The 17074-nt window shown below is 67.5% G+C and carries 14 protein-coding genes; 5 read left to right on the forward strand and 9 right to left on the reverse strand.

Translation table 11 applies throughout. From position 1 onward, the window contains the following. Nucleotides 1-241 precede the first annotated feature (241 nt). Nucleotides 242-1585, forward strand: a complete 1344-nt coding sequence (locus AB0I82_RS13720) for an endo-1,4-beta-xylanase (RefSeq protein ID WP_363257405.1) — start codon at nt 242-244, stop codon at nt 1583-1585. Between the two features lie 146 nt (nt 1586-1731). Here the strand turns inward: AB0I82_RS13720 and AB0I82_RS13725 are convergent, their stop codons facing one another. The 4 genes from AB0I82_RS13725 to AB0I82_RS13740 form a co-directional block, all read right to left on the reverse strand. Beyond that, nucleotides 1732-4020, reverse strand: a complete 2289-nt coding sequence (locus AB0I82_RS13725) for a glycoside hydrolase family 3 N-terminal domain-containing protein (RefSeq protein ID WP_363257734.1) — start codon at nt 4018-4020, stop codon at nt 1732-1734. Nucleotides 4021-4127: 107 nt separating this feature from the next. Continuing rightward, on the reverse strand, nt 4128-4949 hold the full coding sequence (locus AB0I82_RS13730) for a carbohydrate ABC transporter permease (protein ID WP_363257406.1): 822 nt from the start codon (nt 4947-4949) through the stop codon (nt 4128-4130). After that, nucleotides 4946-5833 (reverse strand): sugar ABC transporter permease, encoded by an 888-nt coding sequence (locus AB0I82_RS13735; protein ID WP_363257407.1) that lies wholly within the window; start codon nt 5831-5833, stop codon nt 4946-4948. The genes AB0I82_RS13730 and AB0I82_RS13735 overlap by 4 nt, the downstream gene beginning before the upstream one ends. Nucleotides 5834-5864: 31 nt before the next feature. Further along, nucleotides 5865-7172 (reverse strand): extracellular solute-binding protein, encoded by a 1308-nt coding sequence (locus tag AB0I82_RS13740; RefSeq protein ID WP_363257408.1) that lies wholly within the window; start codon nt 7170-7172, stop codon nt 5865-5867. Between the two features lie 141 nt (nt 7173-7313). Here AB0I82_RS13740 and AB0I82_RS13745 point away from each other — a divergent pair, with 141 nt between their 5' ends. Next, on the forward strand, nt 7314-8342 hold the full coding sequence (locus tag AB0I82_RS13745; protein ID WP_363257409.1) for a LacI family DNA-binding transcriptional regulator: 1029 nt from the start codon (nt 7314-7316) through the stop codon (nt 8340-8342). Here AB0I82_RS13745 and AB0I82_RS13750 read toward each other — a convergent pair whose 3' ends face one another. After that, nucleotides 8343-8480 carry a hypothetical protein gene (locus AB0I82_RS13750; protein ID WP_363257410.1) on the reverse strand — a complete coding sequence of 46 codons (138 nt, stop codon included), beginning with the start codon at nt 8478-8480 and terminating at the stop codon, nt 8343-8345. It lies immediately after the preceding gene. A 363-nt stretch (nt 8481-8843) separates the two neighbouring features. Here AB0I82_RS13750 and AB0I82_RS13755 point away from each other — a divergent pair, with 363 nt between their 5' ends. The 3 genes from AB0I82_RS13755 to AB0I82_RS13765 all read left to right on the forward strand — a co-directional run bounded on the left by AB0I82_RS13755 (nt 8844) and on the right by AB0I82_RS13765 (nt 10492). Continuing rightward, entirely contained in the window at nt 8844-9272 is a 429-nt protein-coding gene (locus AB0I82_RS13755; protein ID WP_363257411.1) for a DUF6236 family protein, read from the forward strand. A 4-nt stretch (nt 9273-9276) separates the two neighbouring features. After that, a complete protein-coding gene (locus AB0I82_RS13760; protein WP_363257412.1) occupies nt 9277-9831 on the forward strand; it encodes a DUF6236 family protein in 555 nt (184 codons plus the stop codon). Nucleotides 9832-10003: 172 nt separating this feature from the next. Further along, a complete protein-coding gene (locus tag AB0I82_RS13765; protein WP_363257413.1) occupies nt 10004-10492 on the forward strand; it encodes a hypothetical protein in 489 nt (162 codons plus the stop codon). 254 nt (nt 10493-10746) lie between these two features. On the opposite strand, the gene AB0I82_RS13770 is transcribed toward AB0I82_RS13765, so the two are convergent. The 4 genes from AB0I82_RS13770 to AB0I82_RS13785 all read right to left on the reverse strand — a co-directional run bounded on the left by AB0I82_RS13770 (nt 10747) and on the right by AB0I82_RS13785 (nt 16451). Beyond that, nucleotides 10747-11391: a CPBP family intramembrane glutamic endopeptidase gene (locus AB0I82_RS13770; protein WP_363257414.1), complete on the reverse strand. Its 645-nt coding sequence runs from the start codon at nt 11389-11391 to the stop codon at nt 10747-10749. Between the two features lie 111 nt (nt 11392-11502). Continuing rightward, entirely contained in the window at nt 11503-14082 is a 2580-nt protein-coding gene (locus tag AB0I82_RS13775) for an MMPL family transporter (protein ID WP_363257415.1), read from the reverse strand. Then, nucleotides 14079-15008, reverse strand: a complete 930-nt coding sequence (locus AB0I82_RS13780) for a methyltransferase domain-containing protein (RefSeq protein ID WP_363257416.1) — start codon at nt 15006-15008, stop codon at nt 14079-14081. Before AB0I82_RS13780 ends, AB0I82_RS13775 begins: the two co-directional genes overlap by 4 nt. A gap of 255 nt (nt 15009-15263) precedes the next feature. Beyond that, the gene (locus tag AB0I82_RS13785) at nt 15264-16451 is read right to left on the reverse strand and encodes a pyridoxal phosphate-dependent aminotransferase family protein (protein ID WP_363257417.1); all 1188 of its coding nucleotides are present in this window, start codon (nt 16449-16451) and stop codon (nt 15264-15266) included. Nucleotides 16452-17074 lie beyond the last annotated feature (623 nt).

The raw sequence follows: 17074 nt of genomic DNA on the forward strand, positions 1-17074 counted from the left end.
AGGACCCGGGTTCGAAAAACTTTCGACTGTTCATCGGGATTGTTTCGACGGCATATTGTGCCCCAGGATTCTGTGCAGGCTCCTGGCCCCCTGCTTGACGCTCCGCACCGGCCGCCACTGGGCATGCCCCACCATGCTCACTTTCGGTTTCTGGATTGGCAGGTGCATGCCATCCGGCAGGAAGTGGGTCCCCGTTCACCACCGAAAGTTCTCGACCCCTCACCACAGAAAGAGGTCAGTCATGAACAGCAGAGCCTCCGGCATCGCCCGCCGAGTCCTGACGCTCAGTACGACGGGGATGCTCGCCGCAACGGGCGTCGTCGCACTCTCCGGCTCGGCGCAGGCCGCGAGCACCCTCGGAACGGCGGCTGCCGCCCAGGGCCGCTACTTCGGCACGGCGGTGGCCGCGAACCACCTCGGGGAATCACCGTACGTCAGCACGCTGGACGCCGAGTTCACCTCCGTGACACCGGAGAACGAGATGAAGTGGGACGCCGTCGAGAGCTCCCGCGGCTCCTTCACCTTCGACGCCGCCGACAGGATCGTCGCGCACGCCCGGGACAAGGGCATGAAGGTCCGCGGCCACACCCTGGTCTGGCACTCCCAGCTGCCCGGCTGGGTGGGCGGCCTGTCCGCCGCCGACCTGCGCACCGCCATGAACAACCACATCACCAAGGTCATGCAGCACTACCAGGGCACGATCCACTCCTGGGACGTCGTCAACGAGGCGTTCCAGGACGGCAGCAGCGGGGCGCGGCGCAGCTCCCCCTTCCAGGACAAGCTGGGCAACGGCTACATCGAGGAGGCGTTCCGCACCGCCCGGGCCGCCGACCCCAACGCCAAGCTCTGCTACAACGACTACAACACCGACGGCGTGAACGCGAAGTCCAATGCCGTCTACGCCATGGTCAAGGACTTCAAGCAGCGCGGCGTCCCCCTCGACTGCGTCGGGTTCCAGAGCCACTTCAACAGCAGTTCCCCCGTGCCGGCGGACTACCGGCAGAACCTGCAGCGCTTCGCCGACCTCGGGGTCGACGTGCAGATCACCGAGCTGGACATCGAGGGCTCCGGCTCCGCGCAGGCCACCAACTACGGCAATGCGGTGAAGGCGTGCCTGGCGGTGTCCCGCTGCACCGGCATCACCACGTGGGGCATCACGGACAAGTACTCCTGGCGCAGCAGTGGCACACCGCTGCTCTTCGACGACAACTACGGCAAGAAGCCGGCGTACTACGCCGTGCTGTCCGCGCTCGGCGGCACGAGCGGCGGCGGTGGCACGCGTACCTGCACCGTCTCCTACGCGAAGCAGGAGGAGTGGGGTGACCGCTACAACGGCAAGGTGACCGTGACGGCCGGTCCGTCCGGGATCAGCGGCTGGAGCGTACCGGTGACGGTCGCCTCCGGACAGAAGGTCTCCGCCACCTGGAACGGCACGCCGAGCTGGGACAGCACCGGGAACGTCATGACGATGGCGCCGAAGGGCAACGGCAGTCTCGCGGCCGGTGCGTCGACCAGCTTCGGGTTCACCGTCATGACCAACGGCAACACCGCACCGCCCACCGTCGGCGCGTGCACCGCCTCGTGATGCGCACCGCGCCGGCCGCTGCGTAGGCCGGAGTACCGGCTCGGGAAAGTCGTGGTGCACACGGTCGTCTCCTCGGTGGCAACGTCAGGTGCCCGGCCGCCGGTCGGTCCGGCAGCCGGGCACCTGACGTTGCGTTGGGTGAATCCTCACCGTGCCTGACGTTGCGTCATGCTCAAGTCCGGGTGCAGCCGCCGCCGGTGGTCCACCGTTCGCACCGGGCCGGTGAGCCGGACCCGGGCCGTCAGGCGGGCGTCCGTACTGGAGGCGCCGAACCGCAGTTCCAGGTCGCCCGGTTCGACGATGCGGTGTCCGTCGCGGCCGGTGAAGGACGCCAGGTCGGCGGGGACGGTCGCGCGTATCTCCGCCGCCTCGCCCGGCGCGAGGTCGAGGCGTACGTACCCGATGAGGCGCTGGACGGGCTGGACGACGGAGGCGACGGGGTCGTGCAGGTACAGCTGGACGACCTCGGTGCCCGGCCGCTTCCCGGTGTTGCGCACGGTGCAGGCCACCTCGAACTCGCCGTCGGTACCGGCCTCTTCGTTCGTGATGACGAGTCCGGACCAGTCGAAGGTGGTGTACGTCAGTCCGTGGCCGAAGCCGAAGGCGGGGGTGGGGTCGATGCTGGAGACCTCGGTGGAATGGCCGAGGCGGGGTGCGAGGTAGGTGGCGGGCTGCGCGTCCGGGAGCCGGGGCACGCTGACGGGGAGCCGGCCCGCCGGGGCAACGCGTCCGCTGAGGACGGAGGCGAGGGCCGTCGTTCCCTCCTCACCGGGGAAGAACGTCTGGACGACGGCGGCGGCCTCGGTTGCCGCACGGCCCAGGGCGTAGGGCCGGCCGGCGAGCAGGGTGACGACGAGCGGGGTGCCGGTGTCCAGCAGCGTGTCGAGCAGCTGCTGCTGTACTCCGGGCAGGGCCAGGGAGCCGGCGTCGCAGCCCTCGCCGCTGCTGCCGCGGCCGAAGAGCCCGGCCCGGTCGCCGAGTGCGGCGACTACCAAGTCGGCGCCGCGGGCCAGCTCGGCGGCCGCGGCGAAGCCGTCGGTTCCGGCGCCGTCGATGTCGCACCCGGCGGCGGTGACGACCTCACTGTCCGGGAATTCGGCGGCCAGCGCCTCGTGCAGGGTGGGGAGATCGATGCCCACGGGCATGTGCGGGTGCTGGCTGCCCACGTGGACGGGGAAGGCGTAGCAGCCGAGTACCGCGGTCGGTGCGGCGGCGTTGGGACCGATGAGTGCGATGCGCGCCGGGGTGCGGTCATCCGCCAGGGGCAGCGTGCCGTCGTTGTGGAGCAGGACGACGGCCTGCTCCGCGATGCGGCGGGCCAGGGCGCGGTTGTCCGCCGTGTCGAGGTCGACCGTGCCGCGCGGGTCCGCCGCTTCCGGGTCGGTTCCGGCGAGCGCCGGCGGTGTCGGCTCCCAGTCGGCGTCGAGGAGTCCCAGCTGGGCCTTCTGTCTCAGGACCCGGCGTACGGCGCGGTCCACGGCGGCCTCGGGGACCAGGCCGTCGGCGAGCGCCGCGCGCAGTGGCGCGCCGAACGCCTTCACGGTGGGCAGTTCGACGTCGACGCCCGCGGTGAGTGCCGCGGCGGCGGCTTCGCCGAGGCTGCCGGCGACCCCGTGCAGGGTCTGGAGGAAGGCGATGCCGAAGTAGTCGGCGACGACCGTTCCCTCGAAACCCCACGTGTCCCGGAGCAGGCCGGTGAGCAGCCGTTCATCGGCCGCGGAGGGAATGCCGTCGGTGTCGGTGTAGGCGTGCATCACCGAGCGGACACCGCTCTCCCGTACGGCCATCTCGAACGGCGGCAGGATGACATCGGCGCGTTCTCTGGAACCCATGCCGACGGGCGCCAGGTTGCGTCCCGCGCGGGAGGCGGAGTATCCGGCGAAGTGCTTGAGGGTGGCGACGACGCCGGCGGACTCCAGGCCGCGTACGTAGGCGGTGCCGATGGTGCCGACGAGGTAGGGATCCTCTCCGATGGTTTCCTCGACCCGCCCCCAGCGGGCGTCGCGCACGACGTCCAGGACGGGGGCGAGGCCCTGGTGGACGCCGACCGCGCGCAGGTCACGGCCGATCGCCGCGGCCATCTCGTGGATGAGCCCGGGGTTGAAGGTGGCGCCCCAGGAGAGGGGTACGGGGTAGGCGGTCGCGCCCCAGGCGGCAAAGCCCGCGAGGCACTCCTCGTGTGCCAGCGCCGGGATGCCGAAGCGGTTCGCGGCGGCAATTCTGCGCTGGGTGCGCAACAGTGACAGCGCGCCGAGCGCGGGGTCGACGGGGGTGGTGCCGAACGGTCGGGTCAGCTGCCCGAGGCCGTGCGGCAGCAGGTCGTCGAGGGGGACCGGCTCCTCCATGTCGTGCTGGTGCGGGGCGACTTCGGTGCCCTCGGCGGAGGCGCCGACCCAGACCCCGAAGAGCTGGGCCGTCTTCTCCTCCAGTGTCATCTCGGCGAGCAGGGCGTCGGCTCGCTCCTCCGGATCGCGGGCCGCGTCCTGCCACAACGGGACCCGGGTCGCTTCGGTTCGTTCGGTCTGTGCGGGCATGTGGCCGGTCACTTTCCTCCGACGCCCATCAGGCCCTGGACCAGGGCGCGGCGAGCGAACAGATAAACGAGCAGAATGGGGAGCATGGACAGGACGACCGCGGCGAGCAGACCCGGGATGTCGACCCCGTGCTCGGTCTGGAAGTCGTAGAGGCCCATGGTGATGACCTTGGTGTCGGCGGACTGTGTGAGCACCAGGGGAAAGAGGAATCCGTTCCATGCCTGCAGGGCGGAGAAGACGATGATCGTGGAGAGGCCGCTGCGGGAGAGCGGCAGGACCAGTTGGAAGAAGACGCGCCGGGAGGACGCGCCGTCCATCGTCATCGCCTCGTACAGCTCCGGTGTGATGTCACGCATCACGCCGCTGAGGATCAGGGCGCACACCGGCATGGCAAAGGCGGCGGTCGGCAGGATGACGCCGATGAGGTTGTCGTAGAGCCCGGCCTCGCTCATGACGTAGAACATGGGCACGATGACGGCCTGGGAGGGGATGGCGAGGCCGAGCAGGAACAGCCGGAAGACCGTGTGCGTCAGCCTGCTGCGGCTGCGCACGATGGCGTACGACAGCGGTGGCACGAGGAGCACGACGATGCCCACGACGCACACGGTGACGAGGGCGGTGTTGAGGAAGTACTGCCCGAATCCGCTCTGGAAGTCCTTGACGTAGTTGTCGAGCGTGAAGGTCTTCGGCAGGGCGAGCGGTCCGTTGTCCGCGTAGTCGGCGCGCGACTGGAACGTGGCGACGAGCATCGCGTACAGCGGCAGTCCGACCAGGAAGAGCCAGATCAGCGAGCCGAAGCCGGCGAGGTGATTGGGGCGGCGCTTGCTCACAGGCCCTCCATCGTGCTGCGCATCCTGTCGTAGCCCGAGAGGCGCACCACGATCAGCGAGATGACCGTGGCGACCAGGACGAGCAGCACGCCGATCGCCGAGGCCGTCCCGTAGTCGAAGTTCTTGAACGCCTTTTGGTACATGTAGTAGGCGCTGATGGTGGTGTCGGTCCCGGGGCCGCCCTGCGTGAGGATGAGCACGGTGTCGAAGGTCGTCAGGCCGCCCACCACCATCAGGATCGTGGAGGTGATGATGCTGTTGCGCAGCTGCGGCAGGGTGATGTGGAAGAACTGCCGGACCCTGCCCGCGCCGTCGATCTGGGCCGCCTGGTAGAGGACTCGGGGTACCGCGCGGGCCGCTCCCTGGTAGATGAGCGTGTGCAGCGGTGTGAACTGCCAGGCGCTCACGAAGACGAGGACGCCGATGGCGCTGCTCTGCGCGCCGAAGAGGTTGCCGTCGCCGAACAGCCACTCGGCGTGTGCGGGTACACCGAAGTTGGGGTCCAGGACGGCGCGCCACAGCACGGACACGGCCGCCGCCGACAGCAACAGCGGGACGAAGTAGATGGCGGAGAGGACGGCCCGGTTGCGCTGTGGACCCGCCGCCCAGACGCCGAGCAGGATGCTCAGCGGCGTTTGGACGGCGACGCCGAGGCCGGTGAGCAGGACGCTCAGCCCGAGGCTCTTGAGCATGACGGGGTCGTCGAACAGCTTGTTCCAGTTGTCGAGCCCGGTGAACCGCGGGGCGCTCAGCCCGTCCCAGTGGGCGAAGGAGAGCACGGCGACCAGGACGAGCGGGAGGAGCGCGAAGAAGCCGAAGAAGACGGCGGCGGGTGCCGCCCAGGCGAAGCCCGGCCGGCTGACGCCGGTGACGGTGGGGGTCATGAGAGGGGTCCAAGTCGGGTGGTCGGCGCGGTCAGGACGTGGGCAGGGCCTGCATGGCCTTGATGAACCCGTCCTCGTCGAGCCCACCGTTGAGAAACTGCTGAACGGCCTGGTGCATGCCGACCGTTGCCGTCTGCGGGTACGCCTGGTCCCAGGAGAGCTGGAAGGCGGGCGCCTTCTCGACCTTGTCGTACTGGTAGCGGGCGAAGTCCGGGTCGGCGGCGGTGTCGAGGAACTTTTCGGTGGTCGTGGTGGTGGGCAGGTTGCCGATGCCGAGCTGGGCCTTGACGAACTCGTCCGAGTACTGGAGCTCCAGGAACTCCGCGACCGCCTCCGGGTGCTTGGTCTTCTTCAGCACCGAGTAGAAGTTGTTGGTGTTGCCGACGAGGTTTTCCGGATCGCCCTTGCCGCCGCCGACCGACGGGAAGGTGCCGTAACCGAGGTCGTGTGCGGCGAAGTCCGGGTGGCTGTCCTGCTGGGTGGAGTACTCCCACGAGCCCATCAGCTCGAATCCGGCCTTCCCCGTGGCCAGGAGGGTGGGCGAGCCCTGGTCGGTGAATTTCACCGAGTCGTAGTTCGTGCCGAAGGCTCCGGCGTCCACCAGGTCCTTGAGCATGCCGAGGGCCTTCCTGCTGTCGGCGCTCGCCCAGGCGTCCTTGTCCCCGCCCAGCGCCTTCTGGAACAGCCCGGGCCCGGCCACCCGGTCGTAGAGGTACTCGAACCACATGAGCGTGGGCCACTTGTCGCCACCGCCCAGGGCTATCGGCGTGATGCCCTCCGCCTTGAGCGTCCGTACCGCCGCCAGCAGGTCGTCCCAGGTTCTGGGCGGTTCGACGCCGGCGTCCCGGAGCACCTTCTTGTTGTGGAACAGCAGCACGGGCTGGGTGCCGCGCATGGGGACGCCGTACGGCTTCCCGTTCACCTCCGCGCTCTGGAACACCGAGGGCAGGAACTTGTCCTTGAGGTCCGGGTTCTTGGCGATGAAGTCGTCCAGCGGCATGAGGAGTCCGGCGTCGACGAACGGTCTGATGCTGCCGCCGCCCCAGTTGAAGAAGACGTCGGGGGCCTGCTTGCTGTTGATGACGGTCTGCAGCTTGGCCTGGTAGTCGGCGCCCGGGATGGTGTCCAGGACGGCCTTCACCTTCGATGTCCTGTTGAAGGTGGCGATGATCCGCTTCTCCACCTTGTTCGCGCTGTCGCCGTAGACCAGGACGTGGATCTTGCCGTCGTCCCTGCCCGCCGATGCGGCGCCCCCGCCGCACGCCGACAGGGTGAGCGTCAGGCTCAGCGCGGCACCGCCGACAGCAGCGTTCCGCAGGAACCGTGCACGTCGTTTCATCGCCTCCACCTTTCGAAACTTTTTCGATGTAATTTTCGAAACTTCACGCGTCGGGACGCTAGGACTCCTCGCTTCAGCGGGTCAACCCTCAGTCGGCGAGTTATCAACTTGTGACGCTGCGCCCGCAGTTGTCGGTGCTCTATGCTCCTCACCATGCGCGATGACGAGGAGTCGAGCCGTGTCACCCTGGCCCAAGTGGCCAAGCAGGCCGGGGTTTCCCTCTCGACAGTTTCGAAAGTCCTCAACGGGCGGCAGGACGTCGCCGCACCGACCAGGCTCAAAGTGGAACGCCTGCTGGAGGAGCACGCCTACCGGCGCACGACCCGCTCGGCTCAGGAGGCACCACTCATCGAGCTGGTCTTCCACGAGCTGGACAGCATCTGGGCAATGGAGCTGATCCGCGGAGTGGAGAACGTGGCCAAGGCCCACCGGGCCAGCGTCGTCCTCACCGAAAGCGGAACCCGGCAGGCCCCCGGTCCCGACTGGATCGAAGGGGTGCTGCAACGCCGGCCGCTCGGCGTGGTCCTGGTCTTCTCCGCCCTGCCTGCGGAGGTCAAGCAGCAGCTGCGCTCACGCGCCATCCCCTTCGTCATCATCGACCCCGCAGGCGATCCCGACCCCGACGTCCCGTCGGTGGGCTCGGCCAACTGGAGCGGCGGGCTCGCAGCCACGCGCCATCTCATCGACTCCGGGCACCGCCGCATCGGCATCATCACCGGCCCCGAGGACATGCTCTGCTCGCTGGCACGCCTGGACGGCTACCGCTCGGCGATGAGCATGGCGGGCCTGGAGATCGACCCCGATCTCGTCCTGTACGGCGACTTCCACGTCGAAGGCGGCTACGAGGGAACCATGAAACTGCTCTCGCTCCCCCGGCCACCGACCGCCATCTTCTCGGGCAGCGATCTACAGGCCCTGGGCGCTCTGGAGGCCGCACGCGTCAGTGGCCTGCGCGTCCCGCACGACCTGTCCGTGGTCGGCTACGACGACGTACCAGTCGCCCGCTGGTCCAGCCCTGCGCTGACCACGGTGCACCAGCCGCTGCGGCGGATGGCCGAGGAGGCGACCCAGATGCTGTTGCGCATACGGGCGGAGGCGCCGGTCACGACCAGACTCGAACTGGCCACCAGCCTCGTCGTCAGAAAAAGCACGGCACCGCCCCGCGACTGACTACGGCGCGCCCGTGGACAGTGCCCGCCGGAGCAGCAGTACGGGACCGGCCAGTGCCTGTACGGCAGCCAGGACACACCAGAGGACATCGGACGGCAGGTCCGTGTCACCGCAGCCCACGGCATCCAACTCGTCCACACCACCAGCGCCAATGGCCTTCCCGCGCTGGCCCGGTTCCCGCTCATCATCCGGCTATGCAACGGCATGGACCTGCGCACCAAGCGCCGTTACGCGCAGATCCTCGAGCGCTACGGCGATGCTGTTGCCGACGGCGTCACCCGGCCCCAGGCCGAGCCCCGTCCCCAGGTGCCCACCGTCGTGTGACCGAACCGCTGGCCGATCTTGTCGCGGAACGGGCCTGGCCGGCTCGAGCACCGGTTGGTTCCGCCGTGGGCTCGGGCCGGCTTCATGGGCGAGACAGCGCTCGGCGTACCGCAGCCAGGTGTCGCTCGTAACTCTGTCGCGGGCCCCGAGGCCATGTCCCCGCTCTACTGGCCGCGGATGGCCCGTGTCGTTCCCCTCGACTTTCGCCTCGCTGATCCCGAGGACATTGTCGCGTTGCGGGAGAAACTGGATTTTATGGTGAACGTCGACCCCGGCGAGGCTGCTGCGTCGGTCGCGCGGGAGCTGCTGAAAGTGGTCACCGACAGCGGCGAGGAACTGCAACGTCGCTACCGGATCGGGTACGAGGACTACCTGCATCACCGGGTCGTGCGCGCTCGCAGGGTGAACACGGAACCACTGGCCACCGTGTCGACGCGCAACTTTGTTGTCCGTGCGTCGGGGCGCGAGTGGCTGGCCATGGACCCCACCCTGGCGTGGGTTTACAAGTGCGCCCTCACCTCTGAACTGGCCGAGCGGACGGCGTACACACCCACGACGGACCAGGTCGCGGCCCGCCCACTCAGCCACCCATCGCTGGGACAGTGACTCCATGGCCTCGGCTCTTCTGGGCAGTGCACGGCTGCGGGAAGACTTCGAAGACATCGTCAGCCGGTTCGGGCTGATGGCCATCGACTGCGTACTCCCGGCCCGGCTTGGCACCATGCCCATCGACACGATCATCAAGCTGCGGCAGAACTACGAGTCCGAGTTTTTCGCCTTCACCCGGGCAGTCGAAGACGTCACAGCAGACCTGCGTGAAAAGCTGACCGGCGTCGTTGACCGGCAGGCTTTGGACGTGCACCTGGAGGCGGCCGCCCGTGAGCACTTCGCCGTTCCGCTGGAGGATTTGCGCAAGGCCATGAAGGGCGTTGGGCTTGACACCATCACCACCGCCTTCAGCACCAAGTTCGAGCTTCCGACATCAGCGGCGCTCGCCACCGCACTGGCTGCCACCGTCGTACGCGGGACACAGCGGCAGCGGAAGGAAGTGCTGGAGAACTCGCCCGTCAGCTATCTGCTCAGAGTGGAGCGCGGGCTCAAGCCGAAGACGGCGGTACGGAGAGTGATACAGAATTCCCGTCGTGGTAGAGAGGGCAGTGCCTGACCAGAGCGCATCCATAGAGAATCTCACTATAACTGTGGGTTTCTCCGCAAAGATTCAGCAGCCAGGTCATGGCGTCACAGAAGCGCTATTGACGACAGGAAGCTCGTCTCACTCATTCCCCGGTACAGCAGGTCCAGAGCCATACTCTTGCCTCACATCGGAGTAACAGCCCATGCCTCTCACACACGACCTAGTCCAAGGCTGGGCCGAGGCGATCCTTGCGCAACTCGGGGCGCCGGCCGGGCACACCCTCACCGTCACCGGCCCGGGGTTCGCTGCCGATGCCGGCGCACGGACGTCCTCGGGCTCAGCAGACGGCGGCGCGGAGGAGGAGGCGTTCGGCTCCTCGCTGTCCATCGCCCTGGACGGTGGCAAGGACGACAGCGGCTTCGGCGACGATGTCGCCGGATTGCTGGTCACGCTCGCCTTCGCCGACGGCTCCGCGGTCGCCGTCCACTTCGAGGAGCCCATGGGGCAGGCCGAGGCTGTGACCCTGCTGGCCGACCAACTCCAGGACGCAGTACTGGAAGAGACCGGCGGCGCACCCCACCCGCCCTGCCCCGGCCACGGCCACCCGGCAGCGGCCCGAGAGGTGGACGGCGTGGCCAGCTGGGCCTGCCCGTCCGGCGGCACAGCCTGGCCCATCCTCCCCACCTCCTGATCACCCCGCGCCCGTGTCCCTGCTGGCAAATGCGCGGGGCAGCAGCACTGGCGACTGAGCGACACCTTCCATACGGTCGCTCAGCGATCACCAAGCCTCGCCCCGTGCAGGCCAGCCGTCGGCGCGCTCGTACTCGCGATCTCGCGCAGGATCATCACACCGGACTCATGCAGCGGGCGGAACCGCCGCATCGTAGGTCGTTGGGTACCGTGCCAGCGAAAGGCCGACCACGGACATGACGCCAACGTGTCGTGTCATAAACAGCCCACTGCTCCCAGCAACAACATATTGCACATACCCTGCGTTGCAGCACAGGCCAGGGTCGAGCCGGTCAGCGACCGGCATATACCCAGCGCCAGCCCCATCAGGAATACTGACGACAACGCCCCATACATCACCCTGACGTTGAAGGGGTTGAGACCGTAGTCGCCGAGGTGAACCAGGGCCCAGGCTGCGGCGGTCAGGAGGATGGCTGCGTTCGTGCCCATGCGACGCTCCAGGGCTGTGTAGAGCACGCCCCGATAGCAGATCTCTTCCGCCAGGGGCACGATAGCCCCCATCGCCAACAACATGGCCACCAGGCCGAGACAGCGGGGGCCTGGCAAGAGGCCCTTGAACAGCTCTGGTATCCACACCACCCAGTTGTCCTTGCCCCTGCCGAACGCCGCACTGGTGCCAAGCAAAGCCACCGCGTAGGCCATGGCCACCAGGGCTGCGCCCACCGCCGCCGGCCGTGCCGCGAAGCGACGCAGCCCTGCCCCGACCGCCCAGTCGCTACGAGGAACAACCAGCAGGACGACCGCGCTGAGCACCACCGACAACGCCATTAACGCCGCCGTGAACGCCCCGGCCAGGCGGATCACGGCGACCACCGCGAACAGTGCGGCTGCCGAGGCCACCGGGGCCGTCGCATGACGGGCTCTCACCCACTGCAGGCTCCAACAGCACCCGGCGCCCGCCTGAGGCTCCCGCTCCTGCGCCGACACGTGCGCGCCCTGCCCCATGGCCGGTCAACCCGCCTTCGCCGACCGGCGCAGGCGCAGCCGGTGCATGTTGGGCAGCCACCAGTTGTAGCGGTCGAAGAGCAGCAACGTGGCGGGGACGAAAACCATACGGATCAGCGTGGCGTCCAGCAGCACCGCCAACCCCAGCCCCGTGCCGTACTGCTGGAGCATCAGGGTGGAGGACAGCACCATCGTGCCCAGACTGCCCGCCATGACCATCCCAGCGGCGTTGATGACCCGGCCGGTATCGACCACGGCCCGGATGACGGCCCTTTCTTGGGAGACACCGGAGCGGACCAGGTCCCGGACGCGGGTGACCAGGAAAATTTCGTAGTCCATGCCGAGCCCCATCATCAGGACGGTGAGAAAGACCGGCAGGTCATTGATGATGGCCTCCCCCTGCCAGTCACGGAAGAGCAGTACGGTCAGGCCGATGGCCCATACGTTGCTCATCATCAAGGTGGCAATCAGTCGCACAGGGATGAGCAGCGACCGTAGTGCCACCACGAGCATGGTGAAGACGCCTGCCGAGACCAAGGCCACCATCTGCCAGAAGCTCGTGCGTATCGCCGCGGCGTACTGGCGGTCCACCTGGGTGGCACCGCTGATCTCCAGGGTTGCGACGTCGCTGCTGTGGTTGTCGACGGCCGTCTGGATGCGCTGGACGGTCTCGCCCGCCGCGGCAGAGTAGGGGTCGTCCTCCAATGCCACGACAAATCGCAGGGCACCATTCTTCGAGACATAGTCCTTACGCAGCGCAGGGGGCAGCTGTGTGCTCTGCTGCGCAGTCCACGCGTTACCAAAGGGGCTGGTGGCCGAGTCCACGGAAGCGACCCCCCGTATGCCGGCCAAGCGCTCAGTGAAGGCAGCCACTGCCCGCTGCCCGTCTTCGGTGAGTCGGCCGTCAGCGACGTTGCCTCGGGCCGCGTTGCCCACCACAACCGTGGGCAGCACGGCGGAGTCGCCCCAGGTCCGAGCGACGGCTTGGAATCCATCGCGTGAGTCGGTAGCAGGGCTGAGCGCAACCGGGTCAGCGGTCGAGCGGTGGCTCACCGCGACCAGTGCGAGCGGCACCGTCAGTGCCGCGAACACGAGGATGACCGCAACCTTGCGCCGACGTGCGAACTCCACAGTCCGTTGCAGGTGCCGGCCCAGTCCGCTGCGTTGTTCCAGGTCTGATAGGGGCGCTCGCCCCAGGGCGAAAAACCGGTCCCCTAGCAGGATCAGCAGACAGGGAGTGAGGGTGAGCGCAGCAGCGAGGACGATGGGGATGCCGACGAGGCCGCCGTAGCCCAGCGGCGGGATCCAATCGACGGGCGAGACGAGGGTGGCGCCGAAGGCCAGCGCCACGGCGATGGCCGCTAGCAGCATACTCTCCCCCGCATGTACGACGGCCAGCACGGCTGCCTCGCGCGGAGAACGCCCGGCCAACCGCTCCTGCCGGTAGCGGGAGGACAGCAACATGCTGTAGTCGACGCCTGCCCCCAGCATCACGAACGTCATGATCGTGACCGTGAACTGGGTGAGAGTGATGTGCTGCTGCAGCAGATACAGTGCCGCCTGCGAGACGTTCATCGCCAGTCCGATACTGACCAGTGTGAGTACCGCCGGCACCAGAGCGCGGAAGAACAACAGTAGGACGACGACAATGATGGCGTAGGCCACGGACTCCATCAGTGCGTTGTCTGTCTCGGCTTGAGCGTAGGTGTCGTGGATGAGGGGAAGTTCACCAGTGACGTGCACGGTGACCGTGTCTTTTAAACCGTCGCGTTCGACGAGACCAGCGACGTTCTTGCGTAACGACTCCACGTCGGGATCTTTGCCGGCCCTCGATGCGTAACTGACCGACACCAGCGTCGTCCGGCCGTCTTTGGACAGGAGCCGGTTGGCCATCTCTGGCGGGACTTCTACGGGGAAGTCCCGCCAGTCCGCTTGTACGGCCACCGCTTCCGCGATGGCCGTCACCCGCGACGCGTCCCGCGCAGTAGCGGCCTCACGCGCCTCAGCAGCCAGCGCTGCAGGCACGTCCCCCGCCGCGATCGCATCATCTGCCGCTTGGCGGCGGGCTACGTCCGGGCCGCCGCGGCGCACTGCCTGCTCGCGGACCGGGGCCAGGACACCGGCAACGGCGTCCCGGTACAAGGTGAACGCCGAGGAAGACGTGCGCTCGATCTCGCCGCGCCTGACCTGCTCGCTCAACTGGTCTTCCAGCCGCGCCAGAAAGGCCCGCACGGGAGGGTGGTGCACGGAGTGTGCCTCGACGACAAGGATCACCTCGCGCTGGGAGCGGTGCGGGAAGGCGGTCTCGGCGAGCTTCTCGGCACGGGCGCTGCTCGTGCCGGGCACCACCTTGGACGCACCCTGGTCCGTAAGTGTGGAGGTGAGTTGGGTGGCGAAGGGGAAACACACGGCGATGAGCAGCGCCCACACCACAATGACCGTCTTCGGGAAGGCGGTAATCCATTTGGCGAAGCGCAGCATGACGACCTGAACTCGGCTGGATGCGCGGTAACTTGGCGCCGTCGGCTCTCCCCTGGGGACGGAAGGGGATGGGCCTGAGGGGACCGCGCCGGTGGAGTGGGTCATGCGCTGGTCTCCTCAGTACGCATGCCGACTGCGGCAGTCCGCTGGGAGGCAGGCTTGCTACCAGTGACCACGACGAAGGTGTGGTGCAAATTCAAAGTGCGCTCCCGGGCCAGAGTTCCGGCGAGCCCTGCCCTGATCTGGTCCAGTACCTGCTGCTCACGGCCCGGGGCAACAGTGTTCTTGAAGCCTGCCGCAGCACCGGAGCGCTGGACCCACTCCATGACTTCCTCCGGGTTGTGCGCGGGGATGGTCTGGGTACCGTCCCTCTGCACTGCGACTGCCAGCCCGGCTTGGGCGAACCAGCGGGCCAAGGCGGCCGCGTTCTTGGGGAGGGACACCCGCATCAGATTGGCCAGCAATGACGGGTCGTCACCAAAGACCTGCTGCAGGTGCTCGGTCAGAGTCTGGTGGGCATCCGCCCTCGTCTCGATGACGACAACCCAGCCGCCAGGCCGCAGCACCCGCTCGACGTCCGCCAGCAGCCTCGGCGGCTTGCTGTAGCAGATCGCCCAGCCGACGACGACCAGATCGACGCTGGACGGGGGCATGCCTCGTAAGAAGATCTCCATATCGCCCTCGGACAGCTCCACACGCAGGCCGTCCGTCGCAGAAACCAGGGGTTGTATTTTCGCGCGCGCCACCGCGAGCATGCCCGGCGACTTGTCGACCGCCAGTACCGTGCCCCGCCCCTCCATGCGGCGTACGATCTCGGCCGTCAGGTGCCCTGTACCGCAGGCGAGTTCGACTGCAGTATCTCCTGGCCTGACGGGCACCTCGGCGAGCGCCTCAAGGGAGTGCCGGCCCATCACGGGGCTGAAATACGTGTCGTAGTCGCCACTGACAGCGTCATAGTCCGCAGTGGGGTCAGCGTGTGACTTGCTCCATGCCAGGCACATGGCCCGGGCGGCCAGTCGGATGCGGGTCATGGGGAACTCCTCTGTTGGAGGGCACGATGTCTTTGTATGGGCGAGGAGAATGAGGGGTGGCGCCGGGCGCAGTCCCACTGCTGTGCACTGCTGCGCTCCTGGCGGCTCCCGTCATAGCGTCCTCAGGCGAGGCGCCGGCCGCGGCCACGGCCGCTCCGCCCGACCGCAAGGGCCGGGCACGCAGTCGGCACCCCGCCCGAGGACCCTGTCGCCAGGTACCGCACGACCGTCCCCGGCCGGCGGCATCGAAGCTGCTCAGGTGACGCGGGCGGGAGTACCCGACAACTGCTCACGGACCGCTGCGAAACCCGCGAGTGCGCGCCGCAGGTGGTCATCGGTCTGCATCGCTGTGTAGCTGGTGCGCAGCCGCGGGGTGGCAGCGGGAGGCAGCGCGGCATTGACGTACACCCCTTGCGCAAGGAGAAGTTTCCAGGCGAGCAAGGTGCTGAGTTCGTCCCGGATTTTGATCGGCACAATCGGGGTGCAGCTGGCACCGACGTCGTAGCCCAAGGCCATCAGCTCCTGACGCATATGGTCAGCATTTGCCACCACTGCATCGCAGCGCCATGTTTCGGAGCGCACGATGCTGAGCGCCTCCAGGACGGACGCGGTGTTCGATGGGCTGGCGCCGGCCGAGAACATGAGACTGCGGGCGTGGTGCCGCAGGTAGTCGATGACCTGCTCATCGCCGAGTACGGCTCCACCGATTGAGCCAAAGGCCTTGGAAAAGGTGAGAGTGATCAATGGAACTTCATCGGTGAGACCGTAGTGCGCACAAGTGCCACGCCCCTCAGCAAGTACACCGGCTCCGTGCGCGTCGTCCACTAGCAGGGTGGCGTCGTACGCACGGCAGACGCGGGCGAGTTCAGGCAGCGAGCACAGGTCGCCCTCCATGCTGTATACGCCGTCGCCCACGACGAGCGTACGGCTGGGCTGGGACAACCGGTCCAGCTTGGATGTGAGGTCAATGGTGTCGTTGTGCGCAAACCACTGGACGTCGGCGCGGCTGAGCCGTGCGGCATCGATCAGCGAGGCGTGCGCCTCCTTGTCGAGGAGCACAGTGTCTCCGGGACCGCACAGTCCGGATATCGCACCGAGGTTGGCCTGGTAGCCCGTGGTCAGGACGAGGGCGGCTGGCTTCCCGAAGAACTTCGCGAGTTCCTGCTCCAAGTGGTCGTGAAGATCAAGGTTGCCGTTGAGGAAGCGGGAACCAGTACAGCCTGCGCCGTAGCGGCGGGCGGCGGTAGCGGCTGCCTCGGTCACACGGGGGTCGGTGCTCAGTCCGAGGTAGTCATTGGATCCGCACATGACGACGTCTCGCCCGCCAGTCAATCGGGCTGTGCCGGCGCCGTGACTGTCGAAGTTGAGAAAGTAGGGATAGAGGCCGTTTTCCCTCGCTTCCCGGGCGCGGGTATAGGACTCGCACTTACTTAGGATGCTCATTACTCACCCTTCATGGAAAGTCACCTGAGGAACGGAGTTTCTTTGGTCGCGGCGAGAACTGTGCACGAGCCGAGTCTCCTACCGTCGGTCGGCGAGGTCGTCCCACCGCTACCGTCATCTCCTCGTCGTCGCCCAGATGTAAGCCGGGCGCGCCTGTACGGCGATGGGAGAAGTCGCCTTCACGTTCGCGACGCGCGGTCACCGGCCGCGGGTCGCTTTCACGTAGCCCCGACGGCCCCCGACGGCACCACTCAACCAGTTCCAACCCAGGGGCAGGTGAACGATGGCCGGCCTTCCATACGGCCGGGAAACCGCCAGGGAGCGGTAAGCGGTAAGAACGCCGGAAATCAGGGAGGGTATGCGCACCCACACAGCCCCGCCGCAGAGACGAAACCGCTGGACCGGTCCGTGGAGCCGGATGCCTAGATGGCGTACGCCAGGTCATCCAGGCGTGGCAACTGTTCCTTCGTGGCCGCATCCGCCGGTTCGCTCGTGTTCCCGACCGTTCCGCCCAGCGCGATGACACCGGTGGTGCCAGGCCGGAATTGCCTTGACGTACCGCTCAACGTGCTCCTACGCAATGGTGATCTTCATTTCAGAATCCTCGATCATGTGCAGATGCC

This window comes from Streptomyces sp. NPDC050315 (genome assembly GCF_040655775.1).
Lineage (GTDB): Bacteria > Actinomycetota > Actinomycetes > Streptomycetales > Streptomycetaceae > Streptomyces.